This window comes from Bradyrhizobium niftali (genome assembly GCF_004571025.1).
In the GTDB taxonomy this organism is placed as follows: Bacteria; Pseudomonadota; Alphaproteobacteria; order Rhizobiales; family Xanthobacteraceae; genus Bradyrhizobium; species Bradyrhizobium niftali.
The window spans coordinates 533,771-551,128 of sequence record NZ_SPQT01000001.1 but is presented as its reverse complement, the minus strand read 5'-3'; the positions used below and the strand labels follow the sequence as shown (position 1 = coordinate 551,128).

Annotated in this window: 13 protein-coding genes; 1 reads left to right on the top strand and 12 read right to left on the bottom strand. The window is 66.1% G+C overall.

Annotated elements, in window-relative coordinates; genetic code table 11:
* Positions 1–11 precede the first annotated feature (11 nt).
* The 5 genes from E4K65_RS02430 to hydA all read right to left on the bottom strand — a co-directional run bounded on the left by E4K65_RS02430 (position 12) and on the right by hydA (position 6,395).
* A complete protein-coding gene (locus E4K65_RS02430; RefSeq protein ID WP_135172751.1) occupies positions 12–1,631 on the bottom strand; it encodes an ABC transporter substrate-binding protein in 1,620 nt (539 codons plus the stop codon).
* A gap of 119 nt (positions 1,632–1,750) precedes the next feature.
* On the bottom strand, positions 1,751–3,187 hold the full coding sequence (locus E4K65_RS02425) for an NAD(P)-binding domain-containing protein (RefSeq protein ID WP_135172750.1): 1,437 nt from the start codon (positions 3,185–3,187) through the stop codon (positions 1,751–1,753).
* Entirely contained in the window at positions 3,184–3,933 is a 750-nt protein-coding gene (locus E4K65_RS02420; protein ID WP_135172749.1) for an SDR family oxidoreductase, read from the bottom strand. The genes E4K65_RS02425 and E4K65_RS02420 overlap by 4 nt, the downstream gene beginning before the upstream one ends.
* Position 3,934: 1 nt before the next feature.
* Entirely contained in the window at positions 3,935–4,909 is a 975-nt protein-coding gene (locus tag E4K65_RS02415) for an NAD-dependent epimerase/dehydratase family protein (protein WP_135172748.1), read from the bottom strand.
* 16 nt (positions 4,910–4,925) lie between these two features.
* A complete protein-coding gene (gene hydA, locus E4K65_RS02410; RefSeq protein ID WP_135172747.1) occupies positions 4,926–6,395 on the bottom strand; it encodes a dihydropyrimidinase in 1,470 nt (489 codons plus the stop codon).
* A 56-nt stretch (positions 6,396–6,451) separates the two neighbouring features.
* Between hydA and E4K65_RS02405 the strand changes: the two genes are divergently transcribed.
* Complete coding sequence (locus tag E4K65_RS02405) at positions 6,452–7,114, top strand: aspartate/glutamate racemase family protein (protein WP_135172746.1); 663 nt, start codon at positions 6,452–6,454, stop codon at positions 7,112–7,114.
* Here the strand turns inward: E4K65_RS02405 and E4K65_RS02400 are convergent.
* The 7 genes from E4K65_RS02400 to pdxR form a co-directional block, all read right to left on the bottom strand.
* Entirely contained in the window at positions 7,111–7,779 is a 669-nt protein-coding gene (locus E4K65_RS02400) for a flavin reductase family protein (RefSeq protein ID WP_209312021.1), read from the bottom strand. The two genes, E4K65_RS02405 and E4K65_RS02400, sit on opposite strands and share 4 nt — an antisense overlap.
* A 5-nt stretch (positions 7,780–7,784) precedes the next feature.
* On the bottom strand, positions 7,785–8,717 hold the full coding sequence (locus E4K65_RS02395; protein WP_135172744.1) for an N-carbamoyl-D-amino-acid hydrolase: 933 nt from the start codon (positions 8,715–8,717) through the stop codon (positions 7,785–7,787).
* Positions 8,718–8,820: 103 nt separating this feature from the next.
* On the bottom strand, positions 8,821–10,503 hold the full coding sequence (locus E4K65_RS02390) for a long-chain-fatty-acid--CoA ligase (protein ID WP_135172743.1): 1,683 nt from the start codon (positions 10,501–10,503) through the stop codon (positions 8,821–8,823).
* Complete coding sequence (locus E4K65_RS02385) at positions 10,500–11,795, bottom strand: aminotransferase class III-fold pyridoxal phosphate-dependent enzyme (protein WP_135172742.1); 1,296 nt, start codon at positions 11,793–11,795, stop codon at positions 10,500–10,502. Before E4K65_RS02385 ends, E4K65_RS02390 begins: the two co-directional genes overlap by 4 nt.
* Positions 11,796–11,805: 10 nt before the next feature.
* Positions 11,806–13,386 carry a hydantoinase B/oxoprolinase family protein gene (locus tag E4K65_RS02380; RefSeq protein ID WP_167770464.1) on the bottom strand — a complete coding sequence of 527 codons (1,581 nt, stop codon included), beginning with the start codon at positions 13,384–13,386 and terminating at the stop codon, positions 11,806–11,808.
* Positions 13,383–15,392, bottom strand: a complete 2,010-nt coding sequence (locus E4K65_RS02375) for a hydantoinase/oxoprolinase family protein (protein ID WP_135172740.1) — start codon at positions 15,390–15,392, stop codon at positions 13,383–13,385. Before E4K65_RS02375 ends, E4K65_RS02380 begins: the two co-directional genes overlap by 4 nt.
* 427 nt (positions 15,393–15,819) lie before the next feature.
* Positions 15,820–17,298 (bottom strand): MocR-like pyridoxine biosynthesis transcription factor PdxR, encoded by a 1,479-nt coding sequence (gene pdxR, locus E4K65_RS02370; RefSeq protein ID WP_235885421.1) that lies wholly within the window; start codon positions 17,296–17,298, stop codon positions 15,820–15,822.
* Between the last annotated feature and the right edge of the window lie 60 nt (positions 17,299–17,358).

Below are 17,358 nucleotides of genomic sequence, written 5' to 3'. Positions count from 1 at the left end.
GTTCGCCGATCTCACTTGCGGCTGACGTCGCGATAGTCCACCTGGCGATGGAACTCGTAGGTATAGCCTTCGATCGACGATGCCATCACCGCGTCCTGGTTGGGCTGCCACAGCGGGATCTGCGGCATCTCGCTGAAATGAATCGCGTTGAGCTTGCGGCCGTCCTCCTCGTACTTGGCCTTGTCCGGCTCGAAGCGGGCTTCCTGCGCGATCGCGGCGATCTCGGGATTGTTGATGGAGCTGTAATTCCAGCGCTGATTGCCGGTGTAGAAGTTGCGGTAGAAATAGTCGGTCGAGGGCAGCCAGGCCACGATACCCTCGGTGAAGAACGGCAGCTTCTTCTCGTTGATCTGCGTCGACATCTGCGCATCCGGCAGCTTCTGAATGTCGACCTTGATCCCGATCTTCGCAAGCGATTCCTTCACCAGCGAAGCCATCGGCTCGGCCGTCGAGGCCTGGCCGACGTTGAAGCTGAACGTGGTGGCAAAACCTTCGGGAAGGCCGGCGGCCTTGAGATATTCGCGGGCCTTGTCGAGATCGGTCTTCACCGGCGCCTGGAACGGATAGATGCCGTTCGCCGGCTTGCCATCCGGCCAGGTCGCGCCAAACAGCGGCGCGCCGCGACCGAACAGCGCGGCCTTGAACATGTCGTCATAGGGCAGCGCAAAGGCGATGGCGCGGCGGACATTGACGTTGTCGAAGGGCGGGATCTGGTTGTTCATCGAGACGAAGGTGATCGCATTGTATTGCGGCGTCGAGATCACCTTGAGCTTGCCCTTGGCCTCGAGCGACTGCACGTCGCTGGCCTGGAGATCGACGACGATGTCGGCATCGCCGCGCTCGACCAGATTGGCGCGGGTCGCCGGCTCCGGCACGGATTGCACGATCACGCGCTTGAAGAAGGCGGGCTTGTTGGCCGAACCGCGGTTCCAGGCCTCGTCACGCTTGAGGATGACCTGTTCGCCCGGCTTGAAAGTCTCGACCACATAGGCGCCGCTGCCGGCGGTGTGCTCCTTCAGCCAGGCGGTGGCCCAGGGATCATCCGCCGTCGCATGCTCCTTGGCGACCTTCGAGTTGATGATCATGGGATAGACGGTCGCCAAATTCGGCAGCGCGAGCTTGTCGGGCTTCGGCAGCGTCACCTCGATGGTGAGGGGATCGATCACCTTGAACTGGTCGGCCGACGTCAAGGAGCCGGTCAGGAGCTGCGCCTTGCCGAGGATCGGCGCGGTGACGCAGCGGTCGAGCGACCATTTCACGTCCTCGGCCGTCACGGGCGAGCCGTCCTGGAACTTGGCGTCCTTGCGCAGGCGGAAGGTAAGCTTCAGTCCATTGGGACTGACGTCGTAGGATTCGGCGAGCTCGCCGGTGATCGTGTCGAGATCGAACACCCATTTGCCGTTGAGTTGCTTGCGGCCGAACGCCACCAGCCGGTCATAGGTGCTCATGCTCAGCGCGAAGGACTCGCGCGTCGAGCCGGGGATGTTGGGATCGAGCGTGTTGACGGATGCGCCCGTCACATAGCGCAGCGTTTCCGCCCTGGTTTGGGCCTGCGAAGGCGCGTTCGCGATGAGCAGCAGCGCGACAGTGGCGAGCACGGAGGTTGCCGGCCTGAAAGACACAAAACGCATTCGTTTTTCCCTGAATTTCGAAAGAGAACGCCAGCAAGGCAGGTTAAGAAACAAGCAAGTTGCGCGCCAGTCTCACGGCGCGCTGGCGGGGACGCTTCGTCGCGGCGGCGCATGGATGATCATCGCATTTCCCCCATTTTTCGTGCCGGCCGCATGACCACGGCCTGCGGCACGTCATAGGCGCTGAGCGAAGCCCAGTGCCGCGCGACATCGGCGCGGAACAGGCCGCGCGTCAGGCCGTGGACCAGCTTCGGGACGGCGGTCGTCATCGCGTTGATCGACGATCCCGACGGGCCAAAACTCATGGTGGAGGCTATGGCGAAGAGATGGATGTCGGAGATCCACGGCGTCTCGCCGGCTACGCGCTCGGTGAAGGCGTAATCGTCGGCGAGATAGGGAAAGCGGCCGAGCCGTTCGTTGCGCTCGCCCTCCGGCGGCTGATAGCGGTCGGCCCAGGTCGCGATGTTGCCGGCAACCCCGCTGAGCTCGCCGCGCCCGGCAAAGTTCATGTCGATGCCGGTGCCGCAGATGACGAAATCCGCAGGGATGGCGCCGCGCGGCGTCTGCAATTCGACGCCTTTGCCCGTCTCCCGGGCAGCCTCGACCGGCGCGCCCTCGTGCAGTGTGAAATTGGCATGACGCGCGCAGCGATCGTAGGTCGGCTGCGGAAAGCCTTCCCGCATCTCGAGGATGGTGCGCATGAAGCGCCAGCGCCAGGCATCGTCGAGATCGCTGAGATGGCGCAGGAAGCCGCGAAAGGTCAGCCAGCGATAAGGCTGGATCACCTGGATCTGCGCGCGGCGGCACAACAGATGCACCTCGACAGCGCCAGCCTCCAGCGCGGTCGCCGCGTTGTCGAAGGCGGATGCGCCGGCGCCGATCACGACAACCCGCTTGCCGCGGAGCTTTTCGAAGTCGATGTCGTCGGCGACGGTCGCGACCGAACTCGCCGGCAGATGGCGGAGCGGCTCCGGGATCATCCAGCCGCCCATCCCCTCCTGCCCCGTCGCCAGCACGATCTTGCGCGCATGGAGCGTCTCGACACCGCCGGCACTGTTCACGCGTGCGGCCAGCAGGCCATCAGGTCCCGGCGCGATCTCCAAAAGCTCGCAACCGTTGCGCACCGGCAAGCCGATCGTGCGCCGCAGCCAGAGCAGATACTCGGCCCAATGGCCGCGTTCGATCAGGCCGAGTTCCTGCCAGCTCTCCTTGCCGAAGCGGGCCTCGTGCCAGGACTGGTAGGTCAGGCTGGGAATATCGAGGTCCGGGCCGGTGTAGTCCTTCGGGCTGCGCAGCGTCGGCATGCGGGCATAGGTGAGCCACGGGCCCTCCTTCCCCTCCTCGGCCTTGTCGAGCAGCAGGATGTTGCTGACGCGGGAGCGCATCAGGCCGAAGCCGATGGCAATGCCCGACTGACCGGCGCCGACGATGAGAACATCCAGCGCCGGCTTGCCATCAGGCCCGATCTTCGGGTCGAGCCATGCCGCGCCCGGATGCGCGATCATGGCGAGATCGGCGCGAACATCGGCTTCGAGCTCTGTCAGCGCGTCACTCATGCCGCGAGCCAGCCTCCGTCAACCACCATCACAGTGCCGGTCGTGAACGAGGACGCGTCGCTGGCGAGATGCAGCGCCGTCTGCGCGATTTCCTCCGCCTGGCCGAAGCGCTTCATGGCATGGCGGTTGCGGGAGGCTTCGCGCACCTCCTCCGCATTGGCGTGACGGGCAAAGCTGCGACGAAGCATCGGCGTTTCGATCGCGCCCGGTGCGATCGCGTTGACACGAATGCCGTCGGTGGCGAAATCCACCGCCATCGTCCGCGTCAGGCTGACGATCGCGCCCTTGGCGGCGATATAGGCGCTGTTGCCCTTGCCGCCGGCAATGGCAAGTTGCGACGCCAGCGTGATGATCGAGCCGCTGTTCTGCCGCTGCATGTGAGGCACGGCGGCCCGCGCCCACAGCCAGGTGCCGCCGACATTGGCGCGGAACACCGCGTCCCAATCGTCCGGGCTCGTCGTCAGCACCGTGCCGCCGCAGGAGAAGCCGGCGGCCGTCATCAGGATGTCGAGGCCGCCGTGGCGCGTCATGACATCGCCGACGACGGTCTCGGCGAATGCGGCATCGCCGACGTCGCCGACATGTGTCGTGGCTTCGCCTGCCAGTCGCCGGGTTTCCTCAAGCCCCGCGGCATCGCGATCAACCAGAGCGAGGCGCGCGCCCTCCTCTGCAAACAGCTTGGCGCTGGCGCGGCCGATGCCCGAGCCCGCTCCGGTGATGATGGCCGTGCGCCCCTGCAGCCGCATGTCAGATCCCTTCCTTGTGCTGCATCCACCAAGCGCTCATCGCAGCGGCCGACTCCGCGCAGCCGAACCGGGCGCGCCAGCCGAACTCATCCGCCATCCGCTTGACCGACATCGGGGCACGATCCCCACCGTGAAGCTTGATGAGGGTCTTCTCTCCGGGCGCCGCGAGCCGACACTCCAGCCCGGGATGCAGGGCCGCAAAGGCCTCGCCCCATTGCAGCGCGGACCAGGGCGTGCCGCTGGAGATGTTGTAGAGCCGGTGGCACGGCCGCTCGGCTTCGATGAGCAGTGCCACGGCTTCGGCAGCGTCCGGCGCGTAGGTCCAATCCTTGATCCCCGGCGCAGGCAGAAGGGCCGACTCGCCGCGGGCGAACGCAGCCAGAATCTGGAACTGGAGGCTCGGCGTATCGCGCACCGAGCTGGGTTTCTCCCACGGACCGAACAAGGCGCTCAGGCGTACGCTCAGGAAATCGCCGCCAAAGAGTTCGGCGTGGCGGGCGACTGATCGTTCCGAAGTGAACTTGCTGATGGCGTAGAACGAGACCGGATCGCAAGGCGTCTCCTCGTCCAGAATATCGACCCGTGCACCGGCGGCGCCGTAGGCCGATGCCGACGACAGATTGACGACGCGGCGAACGCCATGACGGATCGCGGAGAGCAGGATCGGGATCTGCGCCATCACATTGATTTCGAGCACGCGCGCGGTCGACACCCGCTCGAGCTCGTCCCCGGCGGTGACCGCCGCGCCGAGCACAATCGCGTCGCAGCCACCGGCGATGAGGGCGTCGATGGTGGCTGCGTCGGTGATATCGCCCTGCACGGCTTTGAGCCGTGCGCCGTAGTCGGCAAGAGATCGCCGCGCGGATGGCGGCAGCTCTGCGCGGTCATACAGCGTCACGTCATGGCCGCGCGCGAGCAGCACCTCCGCAACATTGAGGCCGACAAACCCCGTGCCGCCGAAGATGACGATCTTCATCGGGAGCGTTCCACCGTCACAGCAGCTTTGCTCCAAAATTCCGTTCCGGATCCATGTCGGCGACGAGCCGGCCGGTGGGCCTGGCCGCCTCGCCGCCGCTGCGTGCCAGGAACTTGCCGCTGCCGGCGCTCGCCAGGCACTTGTTGCCGTCGACGATGACGCGGCCGCGCGAGAGCACCGACACCGGCCAGCCCTTGAGCTTCCGCCCCGCAAACGGCGTGTAGCCGGCAAGATCGTGCATCATCTCGTCGGCGATCGTGGTCTCGCGGTTGGGATCCCAGATCGCGATATCGGCGTCTGCGCCAACAGCGATCGAGCCCTTGCGCGGATGCAGATTGTAGATCTTGGCCGGTGCCGTCGCGGTCAACTCGACGAACTTTTCCAGGCCCAAGCGTCCCTTCGACACCATCGCGTCGAACAAGAGCGGCAGCCTCAGCTCCAGCCCCGGCAGGCCGTTGGCGACCTGCTTGAAGTTGGGATTGGGGCCGGCGCGCAGCTTGCCGGTCTCGTCAAAGCGATACGGCGCATGATCCGACGAGATGGTCTGGAGATCGCCGAGCGACAGCGCCTGCCACAGCGCTTCCTGGTCGGCATGCGTGCGCGGCGGCGGGCTGCACATCCATTTGGCGCCGTCTGCGCCGGGCTTGTCGAGATCGGCGGCGGTGAGGAACAGATATTGCGGACAGGTCTCGGCAAAAACCTTGAGCCCCTGCCCGCGCGAGTCGCGGATCACCTTGGCGCCTTCGGCGGTCGAGACATGGAAGATCATGATGGGCTGATCGATCAGCGCCGCCATCCCGATCAGGCGGGTGAACGCTTCCGCCTCCGACACGCGGGCGTGGCTGACGGCGTGGTATTTCGGCATCGTGTAGCCGCGCGCGAGCAGGCGCTTCACCATCCAGGCGATAATGCCGTGGTTTTCGGCGTGCGCGCACAGCATCGCGCCGGACTGGCGCGCCGCGAGGAGGATGTCGAGCAGCGGTTCGTCGTCGACCTTGAGCCGGTCGTAGGTCATGAAGATCTTGATCGAGGCATGGCCCTGCTTCACCAGTGCCGGAATGTGCTCCTCGACCGTCTCCCTGGTCGCGTCCGCAATGATCATGTGGAAGGCGTAGTCGATCACCGCGCCCTTCTTCGCCAGCGCGTGATAGTCCTCCACCACCTGCGGCAGCTTCATGCCGACATGCTGGGCTGCGAACGGGATCACCGTGGTGGTGCCGCCGAACGCGGCGGAGACGGTCGCACTCTCGAACGTATCGGCATTCATGATGCCGGCCGCGGACAATTGCTCGATATGGGCGTGGCTATCGACGCCGCCGGGCAGCACCAGCTTGCCGCGCGCGTCGATCTCGCGCTTGGCCGCCGGAAGGCCGCGGCCGACGGCGGCGATGGTCTCGCCGGAGATGGCGACATCGGCCTCGAACACATCCGTTGTGGTCGCGACGCGGCCGCCGCGAATGATCAGGTCGTAGGTGGGTTCAGTCATGAGGCACTCCGTGATAGGCTTGAGGCACGTGATCGCAATTTCGCAGGAAGACCAGCATGCCCCGGCCACGCATTCTCGTTATCAATCCGAACTCCAATCCCGCGGTGACGCAAGGGCTGGAGGATGCCTTGAAGCCGCTCGGTTTCGAAAGCGGGCCGGAACTGGTCTGCCAGAGCCTGGCCGAGGGTCCCTTCGGCATTGAAAGCCAGGCCGACGTCGACAGCGTCGCGATGCCGCTGCGCCGGCTGGTGGAAAGCGACAACAGCTCGGCTGCCTTCGTCATCGCCTGCTACAGCGATCCCGGTCTTCAGGTCTGCCGCGAGGGCACCGACCGGCCGGTGTTCGGCATCGCCGAGTGCGGCGTGCTGACGGCGCTGGCGCGCGCCGAGACCTTTGGCGTCATCGCCATTGCCCAGCGCTCGATCCCCCGACACATGCGCTATCTCAGGCAGATGGGCCTGACCGACCGCCTCGCCGGCGAACGGCCGCTCAACATGAGCGTTGCGGAAACCGCCTCGGGCGAAGGCACTTTGGCGAAGATGATCGATATCGGCCGCGCACTGCGCGACGAGGACGGCGCCCGCGCCATCGTGATGGGCTGCGCCGGCATGGCCCGCCACCGCCGCCCGCTGGAAGACGCGCTTCGTATTCCCGTGATCGACCCGACACAGGCGGCCGTCACCATGGCACTGGGTACGGTGCAGTTCTCGGCTCACTAGGCGTCCTTCAGCTCTTTGGCGTCCTGCCGCGCGAGCCACTGCGCGTGGCTCTCGCGGACCAGCGCAAACGTGTCCCGCTGCGTCGTGTAGAGATTGCCGAACATGCGGCCGATCGGCCGGTAAGCGTCGAGATCGACATACATGTTGGCCTTATCGACGAGGCCTTCGCGGGCGTGAATCCTGAGCACCTCGCCGACCAGCAGCTCGCGATCGGGCGAGAAGGTCATCACGACGTGGCGGCGGCATTCCAGCGCGAAGGGGGCTGCAGCAAGGCGCGGCACCTTCACGTCGACCGAGGGCAGCGTGGCAAGCCCGGTCGCGGCGACCTCGCTGTCGCCGGAGGGAAAATCGACCGCGCAGTCGTTCATCGCCACCGACAGCGCCTCGTCCACCATGTGAACCACGAACTCGCCGTCGCGATGGATGTTGCGGGTCGTGTCCTTCGGGCTGTGATCCGGCTTGTGCTGAAGCCCCAGCACGATCAGGGCGGGACTCTCGGAGAAGACGTTGAAGAAGCTGAAGGGGGCGGCATTGACCGCCCCGCTCTCGTCCAGCGTCGTCACCAGCGCGATCGGCCGCGGCACCACCACGCCGCAGAGCAGCTTGTAGCGGTCGCGGGGATCGAGCTCGCGCAGGGGAATGCCTGATGAGTCCTTGCCTGCCATCGGCGTCACTTCTCCGGCGGCGGCACCGCGCCGGTTTGGCTGGTGATCAGGCCGTAATGCTCGATACGGCGATGCCGGGCAAAATCGAAGATCGTGGTCTTGCCGAAAATGGTGGCATCGAGATCGCAAGCGTGAACCAGAACCTCGTCGTCCTCCGTCCTGGCCTCGGCGACGATCTCGCCATTGGGATCGACGATCAGGCTGCCGCCGAACAGCGGATGCCCGTCCTCGACGCCGGCCTTGCCGACCGCGACCACCCAGGTTGAATTCTGATAGGCGCCGGCCTGCACCGAGAGGCGATTGTGAAACAGGCGCTTCTCGATGCCCTCCTCGCTCTTCTCCGCATTCACGGACGGTGTGTTGTAGCCGATCAGCACCATCTCGACGCCCTGCAGGCCCATGACGCGATAGGTCTCGGGCCAGCGCCGGTCGTTGCAGATGGCCATGCCGATGATGCCGCCCAGCTCGCGCCAGACCTTGAAGCCGAGATCACCCGGCTCGAAATAGCGCTTCTCTAGGTGCTGGTGGGAGCGCTTGGTGTCGTATTCCACGTGGCCCGGCAGATGGACCTTGCGATATTTGCCGACGATCTTGCCAGACTTGTCGGTGAGAATAGCGGTGTTGAAGTGATGGCCGTCGGGCGTCAGCTCCGCATAGCCGAAATTCATCGCCATCTGGTGCTGCGCCGCGCGCTCGAACAGCGGTTTCGTCGCCGCGCTCGGCATCTCGCGCTCGAACCAGTTGTCGAACTCGGCCCGGTCCTCCACGTACCAGCGCGGGAAGAACGTCGTCAGCGCCAGTTCCGGATAGACGATCAGGTCGGCGCCCTTGGCCTTGGCTTCGTCCATCAGCGCAATCATGCGCTTGACCACGGCCTCGCGGCTGTCGGCTTTCTGGATCGGGCCCATCTGGGCGGCGGCGACATTGACGATGCGCATCAGCGAATTCCTGGTGATCTCTTGGGAGAAGCCGCAGCTTCAGTGATTGTCCGGCGCCTGCAGCATAACGCAGCCGCGCACCGCTTTTCCAGCCGGGCGCACCTCATGTGGTCCGCCCCCATTCGGCGTCCTGCAAGAGCCGCCAGTTAATCTTGTTGCTTGCGGTGCGCGGCAGGGACTCGACAAAGACCACGGCGCGCGGCGCCTTGTAGCTCGCCATCGCACCACGCGCCCAGCCAACGATGTCATCTGGCGACGTCGTCGTGCGCATCGCCTCGTCCAGCACCACCAGGGCCTTGACGGTCTCGCCGCGATAATCGTCCGGCGCAGAGACGATACAGCACTCCCGGATGGCGCGGTTCTGGTACATCGCGGCCTCCACCTCGGCCGGCCACACCTTGAAGCCGCTGACATTGATCATCCGCTTGAGGCGGTCCACCGCAAAGAAATAGCCGTCGGCATCGCGATAGCCTAGATCGCCCGTGCGCAGGAACCGTTTGCCGGCGAGTTCGATGAACGCCTCAGCGTCGGCCTGCGGGCTGTTCCAGTAGCCTTGCAGCACCTGCGGCCCGTGCACGACGATCTCACCGACCACGTTGTCGTCCAGCTCGATCAGGCTCTCGGGATCGACGATCCTTGCATCCGTCTCCTGCACGGCGATGCCGAGGCACTGCCGCTTCGGCGCCGCCATCGGGTTGAGGTGGGTCGGCGACATGGTCTCGGTCATGCCGTAGCCCTCGACGAAATCGAGACCGAAGCGTCCCTTCAGCCGCTCGGCCACCGCCGCCGGCATCGCAGCGCCGCCGCCGGTCAGCACCTTCAGCTTCGCAAAACACCGGTCGCGGAACCGGGCGCTTGCGAGGACGTCGACGATCATGGTCGGGGCCGCGTTCCAGAACGTCACGCCATAGGTCTCGAACAGATCGGGCAGCAGATCCTTGTCCCAGCGCGCCATCAACAGCAGCGTGGCGCCCGTCACCACAGCCGCATTCATCGAGCCCTGCATGCCCGCGACGTGGAACAGCGGCATGAAACCGGTCATCACGTCGCCGCCACCGAGCCCATACCAGCGCGCCTGCAGCACGGCCGTGAAGAGCGCGCTGCGATGGCTATGCATGCAGGCCTTGGGCTTGCCTGTCGTGCCCGACGTATAGGGCAGGATCATGAGATCGTCCGGGCCCGGGGTCATTGCAGCGGGACGCAAGCCTTGCGCGATTGCGGATAACCAGGAATGCCAGCCCGGCGACGATGGTACCTCCGCCGGCGCTTCGGTCACGCAGGACGGCAGCGTATAGGGGGTCGCGACCGGAACCTCGTCGCGATACTGCGCGACGATCGCATGAGTGATAGTGTTACCCACCAGCGGCGCAAACACGTCGCTCAGCTCGCTGCCGAGGATCGCTACCCTGGCGCCGCTGTCCGATGCCAAATACGCGATCTCGGCGGTCCTGTTCATGGGGTTGACGGGCACGATCACGGCGTCCGCCCGCATCACCGCGTAGTAGGCCATGACATATTGCGGCGAGTTCTGCAGCGCGATCATGACGCGGTCGCCGCGCTTCACACCGCAAGCACTCTGCAGGAAACCCGCCATAGCGTCGACGCGCTCGCGCAGCTCGGCGTAGCTCAGGCTTGCACCGTAAAACACCGTCGCCGGATGCGACGGCCGGTCGTTCGCCGCGCGCGCCAGCGCGTCGTAAAGCGTCCCCTCCGGCATCGCGAGATGCCAGGGCTCATCCGCCGGCCAGGCCGGCGAGCGATGGGGTGTTGCGTGGTCCGCGCTCACCCGTGCTCCTCGTCGGCAATATCGAGGCCGTGGTCGAGCGCGTCGAGCAGCAGCGTAGCCTCGCGCTCGGAGATGACCAGCGGCGGCGCCAGGAACAGCGAAGTCTGTTCACCGCTTGTGCCGATCACCGCGCCGGCCTCCAGCGCTCGCTCCGCCACGCGCGAGGCGATCGGCACCTCCGTGGTGTCGGCATGCCAGGTGCGCCAATCCGGACCGTGCAGCTCGACCGTCCAGTGTAGTCCCTGCCCCGCCACGCGCTGCACGCTCGGATGTTTCTGCGCGATCGCGAGCAGGCGACGGGTGAACAGCTTTTCGAGGCTCGCTACATGATCCAAAATCCTGTCGTCGCTGACGACCTTCAGATAGGCGCTGACGGCGGCCATGCTGATGGGATGACCGCGCAGCGTGCCGTAATTCTGCCAGCTCGTGCCCTTCAGGCGCTCGACGATATCTTTCGACACCACGACCGCGGCCACCGCCGCCGCGCCGCCGCCGAGCGACTTTCCAAGTGTGACGATGTCGGGGCGGCTTTCGGCGCCCTGAAATGCGAACCAGCGTCCCGCGCGCCCCGCGCCGGTCACGACCTCGTCCGCGATCCAATACGAGCCGGCCTGCCGCGCGCAGCGCGCCACCTCGTCCTGATAGGCGCCGTCGTAATAGATGCCGCCTTGGGTGTAATCGATGATCGTCGCCGCCGTGTCGGAGAGCAGGCGCGGGGCATCCGCGAGATATTCGCTCGGCGGCGCATTGTTGGCCGGCGCGCCGTAGATCGCGCCATCAGGCGCTGGCAAAATCCGTACCGGCGCCATCGGTGCCGGCAGCTGCGAGCCGCCTGAGTGCACCGCGAGCCCGCCATGCCATTGCGGCTGCACCGTCATGCTGCGCGACAGGCCGGTGATGCCGTGATAGGCGCGTTCGCGCGTCGCCAGTGCCGAACGTTGCGTCAGCGCCTGGCAGAGCGAGAGCGCCATGTCGTTGGCCTCGCTGCCGCTGATGCAGAAGCGGACCGCGCCGACCCAATCCTCTTCACCCCTGAACGCGGTGGCCATCAGGTCGTCCGCGGCCTGCTCACGGCCGACCCAGGTCCACCCTTCGTTCACGACCGGCGTATCGGCTGCACGGCGGATCGCCTCCACCATCGCCGGATGACGATGCCCGAGACCGCCGCCGGTGTTGCTGCCGTCGATGAGCTTGCGACCGTCCGCGAGGTGAAAGTAGACGCCCTCACCGCCGACCACGGCCATCGGCGCGCTGTCGCCCGCATTCAGCCCGGTTCGCAACAATCTGCTCATCGCAATCCCCTCACTCCGCAGCCGCGGCGCCGTAGCCACCGCCGCCGCACATCTCGATCGTGACGAGATCGTCCTGCTGCAACACAAGATTTGATTTGCCGTCGATCGCAACGTTTGCGCCCTGCCGGAGCAGCGAGATGCGGCAGGCCTTGCCGGCCTCGCCGCCCTGCATGCCGAACGGTGCAATCACCATGCGTTCGATGCAGGTGGTCAGGTGCATCGAGGGTGCGAGGATGCGATAGGTGCGGACGGAGCCGTCACCGCCGCGATGAGCCCCCGCGCCGCCGGACCGCCGGCGAATGGCCTGCTGCTCGAGGCGGATCGCGTAGCTCGCCTCGATCACCTCGACCGGCGTGTTCGAGGTGTTGGACAGATGCACCCGGGTTGCCGAGATGCCGGCCCGATCATGCCGCGCGCCTTCGCCGCCGCCATGGACCTCGTAGAGCATCTTCCAGGAACCGTTCGGCCGCGGCTCGGCAAAGAACAGCACGCCCGCGGTGGTCGCCCCGCCCGCCGACAGGCGTTCGGGGATCGTGTGCTGCATGGCGCGGAAGATCGCATCGACGATGCGCATGGACGTCTCGTGGTTGCCGGCGGCAACGGACGCCATCCAGCCCGGCTCCAGGATCGAGCCCGGGCGCGTGATGATGGTCAGCGGGCGGAGCGCGCCCGCATTCTGGTGCATTTCGCGCCCGCTCATGATGCGCGCGGCATAGGCGACAGCCGAGCGCGCCATGAACGGCGTCGTGTTGCAGAAGTTCGAGACGCGGTCGCAGCTTCCTGACAGGTCGAAGGTTGCCTCGTCGCCTGCGATGGTGATCTTGACGTGGATCCGCGCCGGCGCGTTGTTGACGCCGCCGTCGTCGAGGTAATCCTCGCCTTCGTAGACGCCATCCGGCAGCGCGCGCAGCGCCTCGCGCATCTCGATCTCGGAGAGATCGTGCAGGCGCGACTGCGTCGCCGTGAAGACCGCCTTGCCGTGCTCGCGGCAGAGCTCGACGATGCGGCGCTCGCCCGCCTTGGTCGCCGCGATCTGGGCGAGCAGATCGCCCTCGCAGGACTCGGGGTCGCGAACGTTGGCCTTGAGCAGCTGCACGATCGGGGCGTTGACGCCGGCCGCAGTCGCAATCAGCACCGGCGGAATGCGCATCGCCTCCTGGAACGTGTCGATGGCTTTTGCGAAATAGCTGCCGGGCCAGGTGCCGCCGATATCGGGCCAGTGCGCGAGGCTGACCGCGAACGCCACGATCTCGCCGTCGACGAAGACGGGACGCACGACCTTGACGTCGTTGAGATGATTGCCGCCGAGCGCGCCGACATTGTAGATCAGCACGTCGCCGTCGTTCAGGGTCTCGATCGGCACGACCTTCAGAAGCTCCGGAACGGTGTAGGCCATTGCACCGAGGTGGATCGGGATGTCGCGGCCCTGCCCGACCAGACCGCCGCGGCCGTCCGTGATCGCCGACGACAGATCGCCGGCCTCGCGCAGCAGCGGCGAACGCGCCGAGCGCGTCATCACCAGGCTCATCTCTTCGGCGGCGGCGGAAAGCCCGTGCCTGATGACTTCGACGACGAACGGATCGAGCTTCATGCCGCCCCCCGCGTCAGGAACAGATTGCCGGTTGCATCGGGCCGCGCCTGCCAGCCGGGCGGTACCACCACAGTGGACCAGGCGTCTTCGATGATGGCGGGACCGCTGACGATGTCGTTCATTGCGGCGCGGTCAATGATCGCGGTTGCGATGTCGTGGAAACCGTCGAACGAGCAGGTACGCTGACCGGTGGACACCGCGCGGGCCACGGTCGCCGGCCGGCTGACAACGGTCGTCGACGGACGACGCGCCTGCACACGCACGGATTCGATGACGCAGGGCTCGCTCGTCGCGTAGCCGAAGAGCTCGTGATGCCGCACCAAAAAGTCCTTCTTGAGCCTGCCGACGTCGAGCGGCAATGCGAACGGCACCGGAATGGCGTCGTTCTGCGCCGCGTAGCGCATCAAGGCCACCAGCTCGACCTGGATCTCCGCCTGCGCAACGCCGTTGGCAATGAGCGGCGCCGAGGCATCGGCGATCAACGTCCCGATCCGTTCCGACACGCGCGCGAGATCAATGCCATCGAGTGCCGCGCGAAAGGTCTGCTGCTGGAGGAAGCTGAAATCGGCGGTGAGGCAGCCCAGCGCCGAGAACGCACTCGATGCGCTGGGCACGACGACGGCTGCAATCCCGTAGAGATCGGCAAGGCCCGCGGCATGCATCGGTCCGCCGCCGCCGAAGGCGAGCAGCGTGCAATCGCGCCCGTCGATGCCGCGCTCGACCGTGACGCGGCGGAGCGCGCGGGCCATCGTGGCATTCGCGACCTTGATGATGCCGAGCGCCGTCTCGGTCAGGCTCAATCCAAGTGCGCGGGCGATCGGGGCGATGACATCAGCCGCGGCCTTGATGTCGATCCCGATGCGGTCGCCGAGTTTTGTTTCGGGATTGAGATAGCCGAGGACCGCGTTGGCATCCGTGATCGTCGGCTCGGTTCCGCCGCGGCCGTAGCAGGCCGGCCCCGGCTCGGAGCCTGCGCTCTCCGGTCCAACCGTCAGGCCGCCCGGACCGTTGCGCACGATCGATCCACCGCCGGCACCGATGGAATGAACCGCGAGCATCGGCTGGCGCAGCGGCTTGTCGCCGAGCATGCGGCCGTCGGTCATCTCGGCCTGGCCGTCCACGATCAGGCAGACGTCGGTCGTGGTGCCGCCCATGTCGAAGGTCAGCATCCGAGATGTGCCGAGCTGACGCGCGATGCTGACCGAGGCAGAAACGCCGGCCGCCGGACCCGACATCGCCATCACCAGCGGCCGCCGCTTCACCGCCGAAATCGGGATCATGGCGCCGGCCGAGTGAAACACCTGCAGGCCGGCTCCGATCGGTAGCCGCCGTTCCAGCTCGCTCAGATATTCCACCGCGATCGGCATCGCGGCCGCGTTGAACACGGTTGCCGAGGTCCGCTCATATTCGCGCGCCTCGGGATTGACCTCGTGTGACAGCGAGACGTGGGCGACGACGTCCTTGAGACGCTCGCCGAGCATTTTTTCGTGCACCGGGTTGGCGTAGGCGTGCAGCAAGGCCACCGCGACGCTCTGAACGCCGGTCCCTTTCAGCCACGCCACCAGCCGCTCGATCTCCGATTCCTCCAGCGCCTTCAGCACCCGGCCTTCGTAATCGAGGCGCTCGGCGAGCCCGAAACATCGTTCGGGCGGCACCAGCGGCGGCGATTTCGGCGGAATGTCGAGACGATAGAGATCGCGGCGGCGATAGCGCGCGATCTCCAGCACATCGGCAAAGCCTTCGGTCGCGACCAGCGCCACCTTCGGCAGCCGGCCCTCGACGATGGCGTTGGTCACGCGCGTGGTGCCGTGGACGAAGCGCTTGACCTCGCTCTTGCGCAGGCCCACCGCCTCGATGGCCTCGAGCATCGCCTGAACGGGCGCCTGCGGGCGCGACGGCACCTTCGCGATCCGTGCCTCCGCGGAGCCACGCCGGATCGCGATGATATCGGTGAAGGTGCCACCGATATCGGTGCCGACTTCCCAGTGATGTTCGGAAGAGCTCATGTGCAGCGATCAGCTACGCGTGACGTCCGAACCGGACGCCGGGTCCTTGCCGTTCATCGCAACGTCCAATGCCGAAACCAGAGCGCTCATCATGCATCCCCTGTCATGCCACCGACCGAGAGCGTGCGACAGAGCGATGGGCACGGGATAGGGCCAGAGTTGTCGCAAACCACTAGACCAGCGCGCGAGCGACGCCGCGCACCGCGCCACCTGCTGCACGTTTTGGTGCAACGCTGCCCGCGGAGAGTGCACGTGAACGAGGACTGTTCCACGCGAGAAAAGTGCAGCGCACCACGGATTTCTCCGCACAATTCATGACGCCTGCTGCACCGCAATCGGAGCGCTCAAAATCGTCTGTCTAATTTGCAGGCGATCGAACGGCACTGCGGGATATTCGCCTGCCTACGAGCTATGCATGCCGGTCGGCTCAGCCTCTCTTTATTGTACGAACAGTCAGAGACGAGATGGCCGGGTCGGATGGTGCATTGCGGCGGCCGCTGCCGATGCAAGCCGCGATTCTCGCGAGCAGCGGAGATGCATCCTCGACGCGCAGCCGCCCGTATCCGAACACCAGGCCTTGCAGCGTCGGCTGCGCCAGAAAATTCTGTGACAGTGGCTGCACGTGGATGCCGGCCTGCTTCAGGACCGCGGCCGCCTCGCGGTCACTCATCCGCGTCCGCATCGCATCGGTGAACAGCGCCACCAGATGCAGTCCCGTCACCGCCGCGGACACGGTCAGATCGTCGGGCATCAGCGCGGCGATCGCGTCGATCAACGCCTTTCGCCTGACGGCATAGACCCGGCGCATCCCGCGCAGATGTCGCAGCAGATGCCCCTCCCGCATGAACTCGGCCAGCGCCAGCTGACCGACGCCGGAGGTATGGACGTCGATCCGCGCGCGGCCCCGGGAAAACCCGTCGATGAAATGCCTGTTGGCGACGATGTAGCCGAGCCGCAAGGCCGGCATCATGATCTTCGAAAAGGTGCCGAAATAGATCACCCGCCCCTCGCGATCGAGCGACCGCAAGGAGGCGATCATGCTGTCCTGATGCCTGAACTCCGAATTGTAGTCGTCCTCGATCACCCAGACATCGTTCTTGTTGGCCCAGTCGAGCAGCTCGAGGCGCCGCTCCAGGCCCATGCTGACGCCGAGCGGGTATTGATGCGACGGCGTGACCACGATCAGCCGCGCCCCCGGCGCGCGCCTGATCCCTTCCGAGACGACCAGCCCCTTGTCGTCGACCGGAACCGGAACCAGCTTCGCGCCGGCCGCCGTGAGCGCCCATCGCGCCTCGACAAAGCCGGGCTCCTCGACCCAGACCTCGTCACCGGGATCGAGGATCATCCGGCTACAGAAATCGAGCGCCCCCGACGTGCCTGATGTGACGACAACCTCCTCCGGCGAGCAGACCAGGCCACGCACCGAGCCGAGGAAATTTGCAATCTCGCTGCGCAGCCGCGGATGCCCCTCGGGCGGAAGATCGAGGCACTCCTGCTCGCGCGGATTTTGCCAGGCCTGGCGCAGCAGGCGCGACCAGTCCTTGAAGGGAAACGTCGAAATATCGGGCGCGCCGGGACTGAACTCCGACGGCCAGTTGGTCTCGTAGTCGAAGGCGAGCAGCGATTGCCAGCGCTTCGACATATGGGCGGGCGCGGCCGCGGGCGAGGCGACCGACGCCAGCTCCGCATGCGGTGTTGCGAGCGATGCCACCATGACGCTGCCGCGCGGGGTCGATTCAAGATAGCCCTCGGCGTAGAGCAGGTCCCACGCGGTCAACACCACCGTGCGCGAGCAGCCCAACTCCCGCGCGATCTCCCGCGATCCCAGAAATTGCGTTCCGGCCGGAAAGACGCCGCGCAGAATGCAGCCCCGGATGTGGGCCGCGATCTGCAGGTGCAGCGGCACGGCCGAATTCCGGTCGATATGCATCCCCGCAAGGGATACGCGCTTGCTTGGGCGGCGTTC

What these genes read in the sequence shown, in the direction of transcription:
- E4K65_RS02430 (WP_135172751.1), bottom strand. Translation starts at nt 1,631, where the DNA reads ATGCGTTTTGTGTCTTTCAGGCCGGCAACCTCCGTGCTCGCCACTGTC.
- E4K65_RS02425 (WP_135172750.1), bottom strand. Translation starts at nt 3,187, where the DNA reads ATGAGTGACGCGCTGACAGAGCTCGAAGCCGATGTTCGCGCCGATCTC.
- E4K65_RS02420 (WP_135172749.1), bottom strand. Translation starts at nt 3,933, where the DNA reads ATGCGGCTGCAGGGGCGCACGGCCATCATCACCGGAGCGGGCTCGGGC.
- E4K65_RS02415 (WP_135172748.1), bottom strand. Translation starts at nt 4,909, where the DNA reads ATGAAGATCGTCATCTTCGGCGGCACGGGGTTTGTCGGCCTCAATGTT.
- hydA (WP_135172747.1), bottom strand. Translation starts at nt 6,395, where the DNA reads ATGACTGAACCCACCTACGACCTGATCATTCGCGGCGGCCGCGTCGCG.
- E4K65_RS02405 (WP_135172746.1), top strand. Translation starts at nt 6,452, where the DNA reads ATGCCCCGGCCACGCATTCTCGTTATCAATCCGAACTCCAATCCCGCG.
- E4K65_RS02400 (WP_209312021.1), bottom strand. Translation starts at nt 7,779, where the DNA reads ATGGCAGGCAAGGACTCATCAGGCATTCCCCTGCGCGAGCTCGATCCC.
- E4K65_RS02395 (WP_135172744.1), bottom strand. Translation starts at nt 8,717, where the DNA reads ATGCGCATCGTCAATGTCGCCGCCGCCCAGATGGGCCCGATCCAGAAA.
- E4K65_RS02385 (WP_135172742.1), bottom strand. Translation starts at nt 11,795, where the DNA reads ATGAGCAGATTGTTGCGAACCGGGCTGAATGCGGGCGACAGCGCGCCG.
- E4K65_RS02380 (WP_167770464.1), bottom strand. Translation starts at nt 13,386, where the DNA reads ATGAAGCTCGATCCGTTCGTCGTCGAAGTCATCAGGCACGGGCTTTCC.
- E4K65_RS02375 (WP_135172740.1), bottom strand. Translation starts at nt 15,392, where the DNA reads ATGAGCTCTTCCGAACATCACTGGGAAGTCGGCACCGATATCGGTGGC.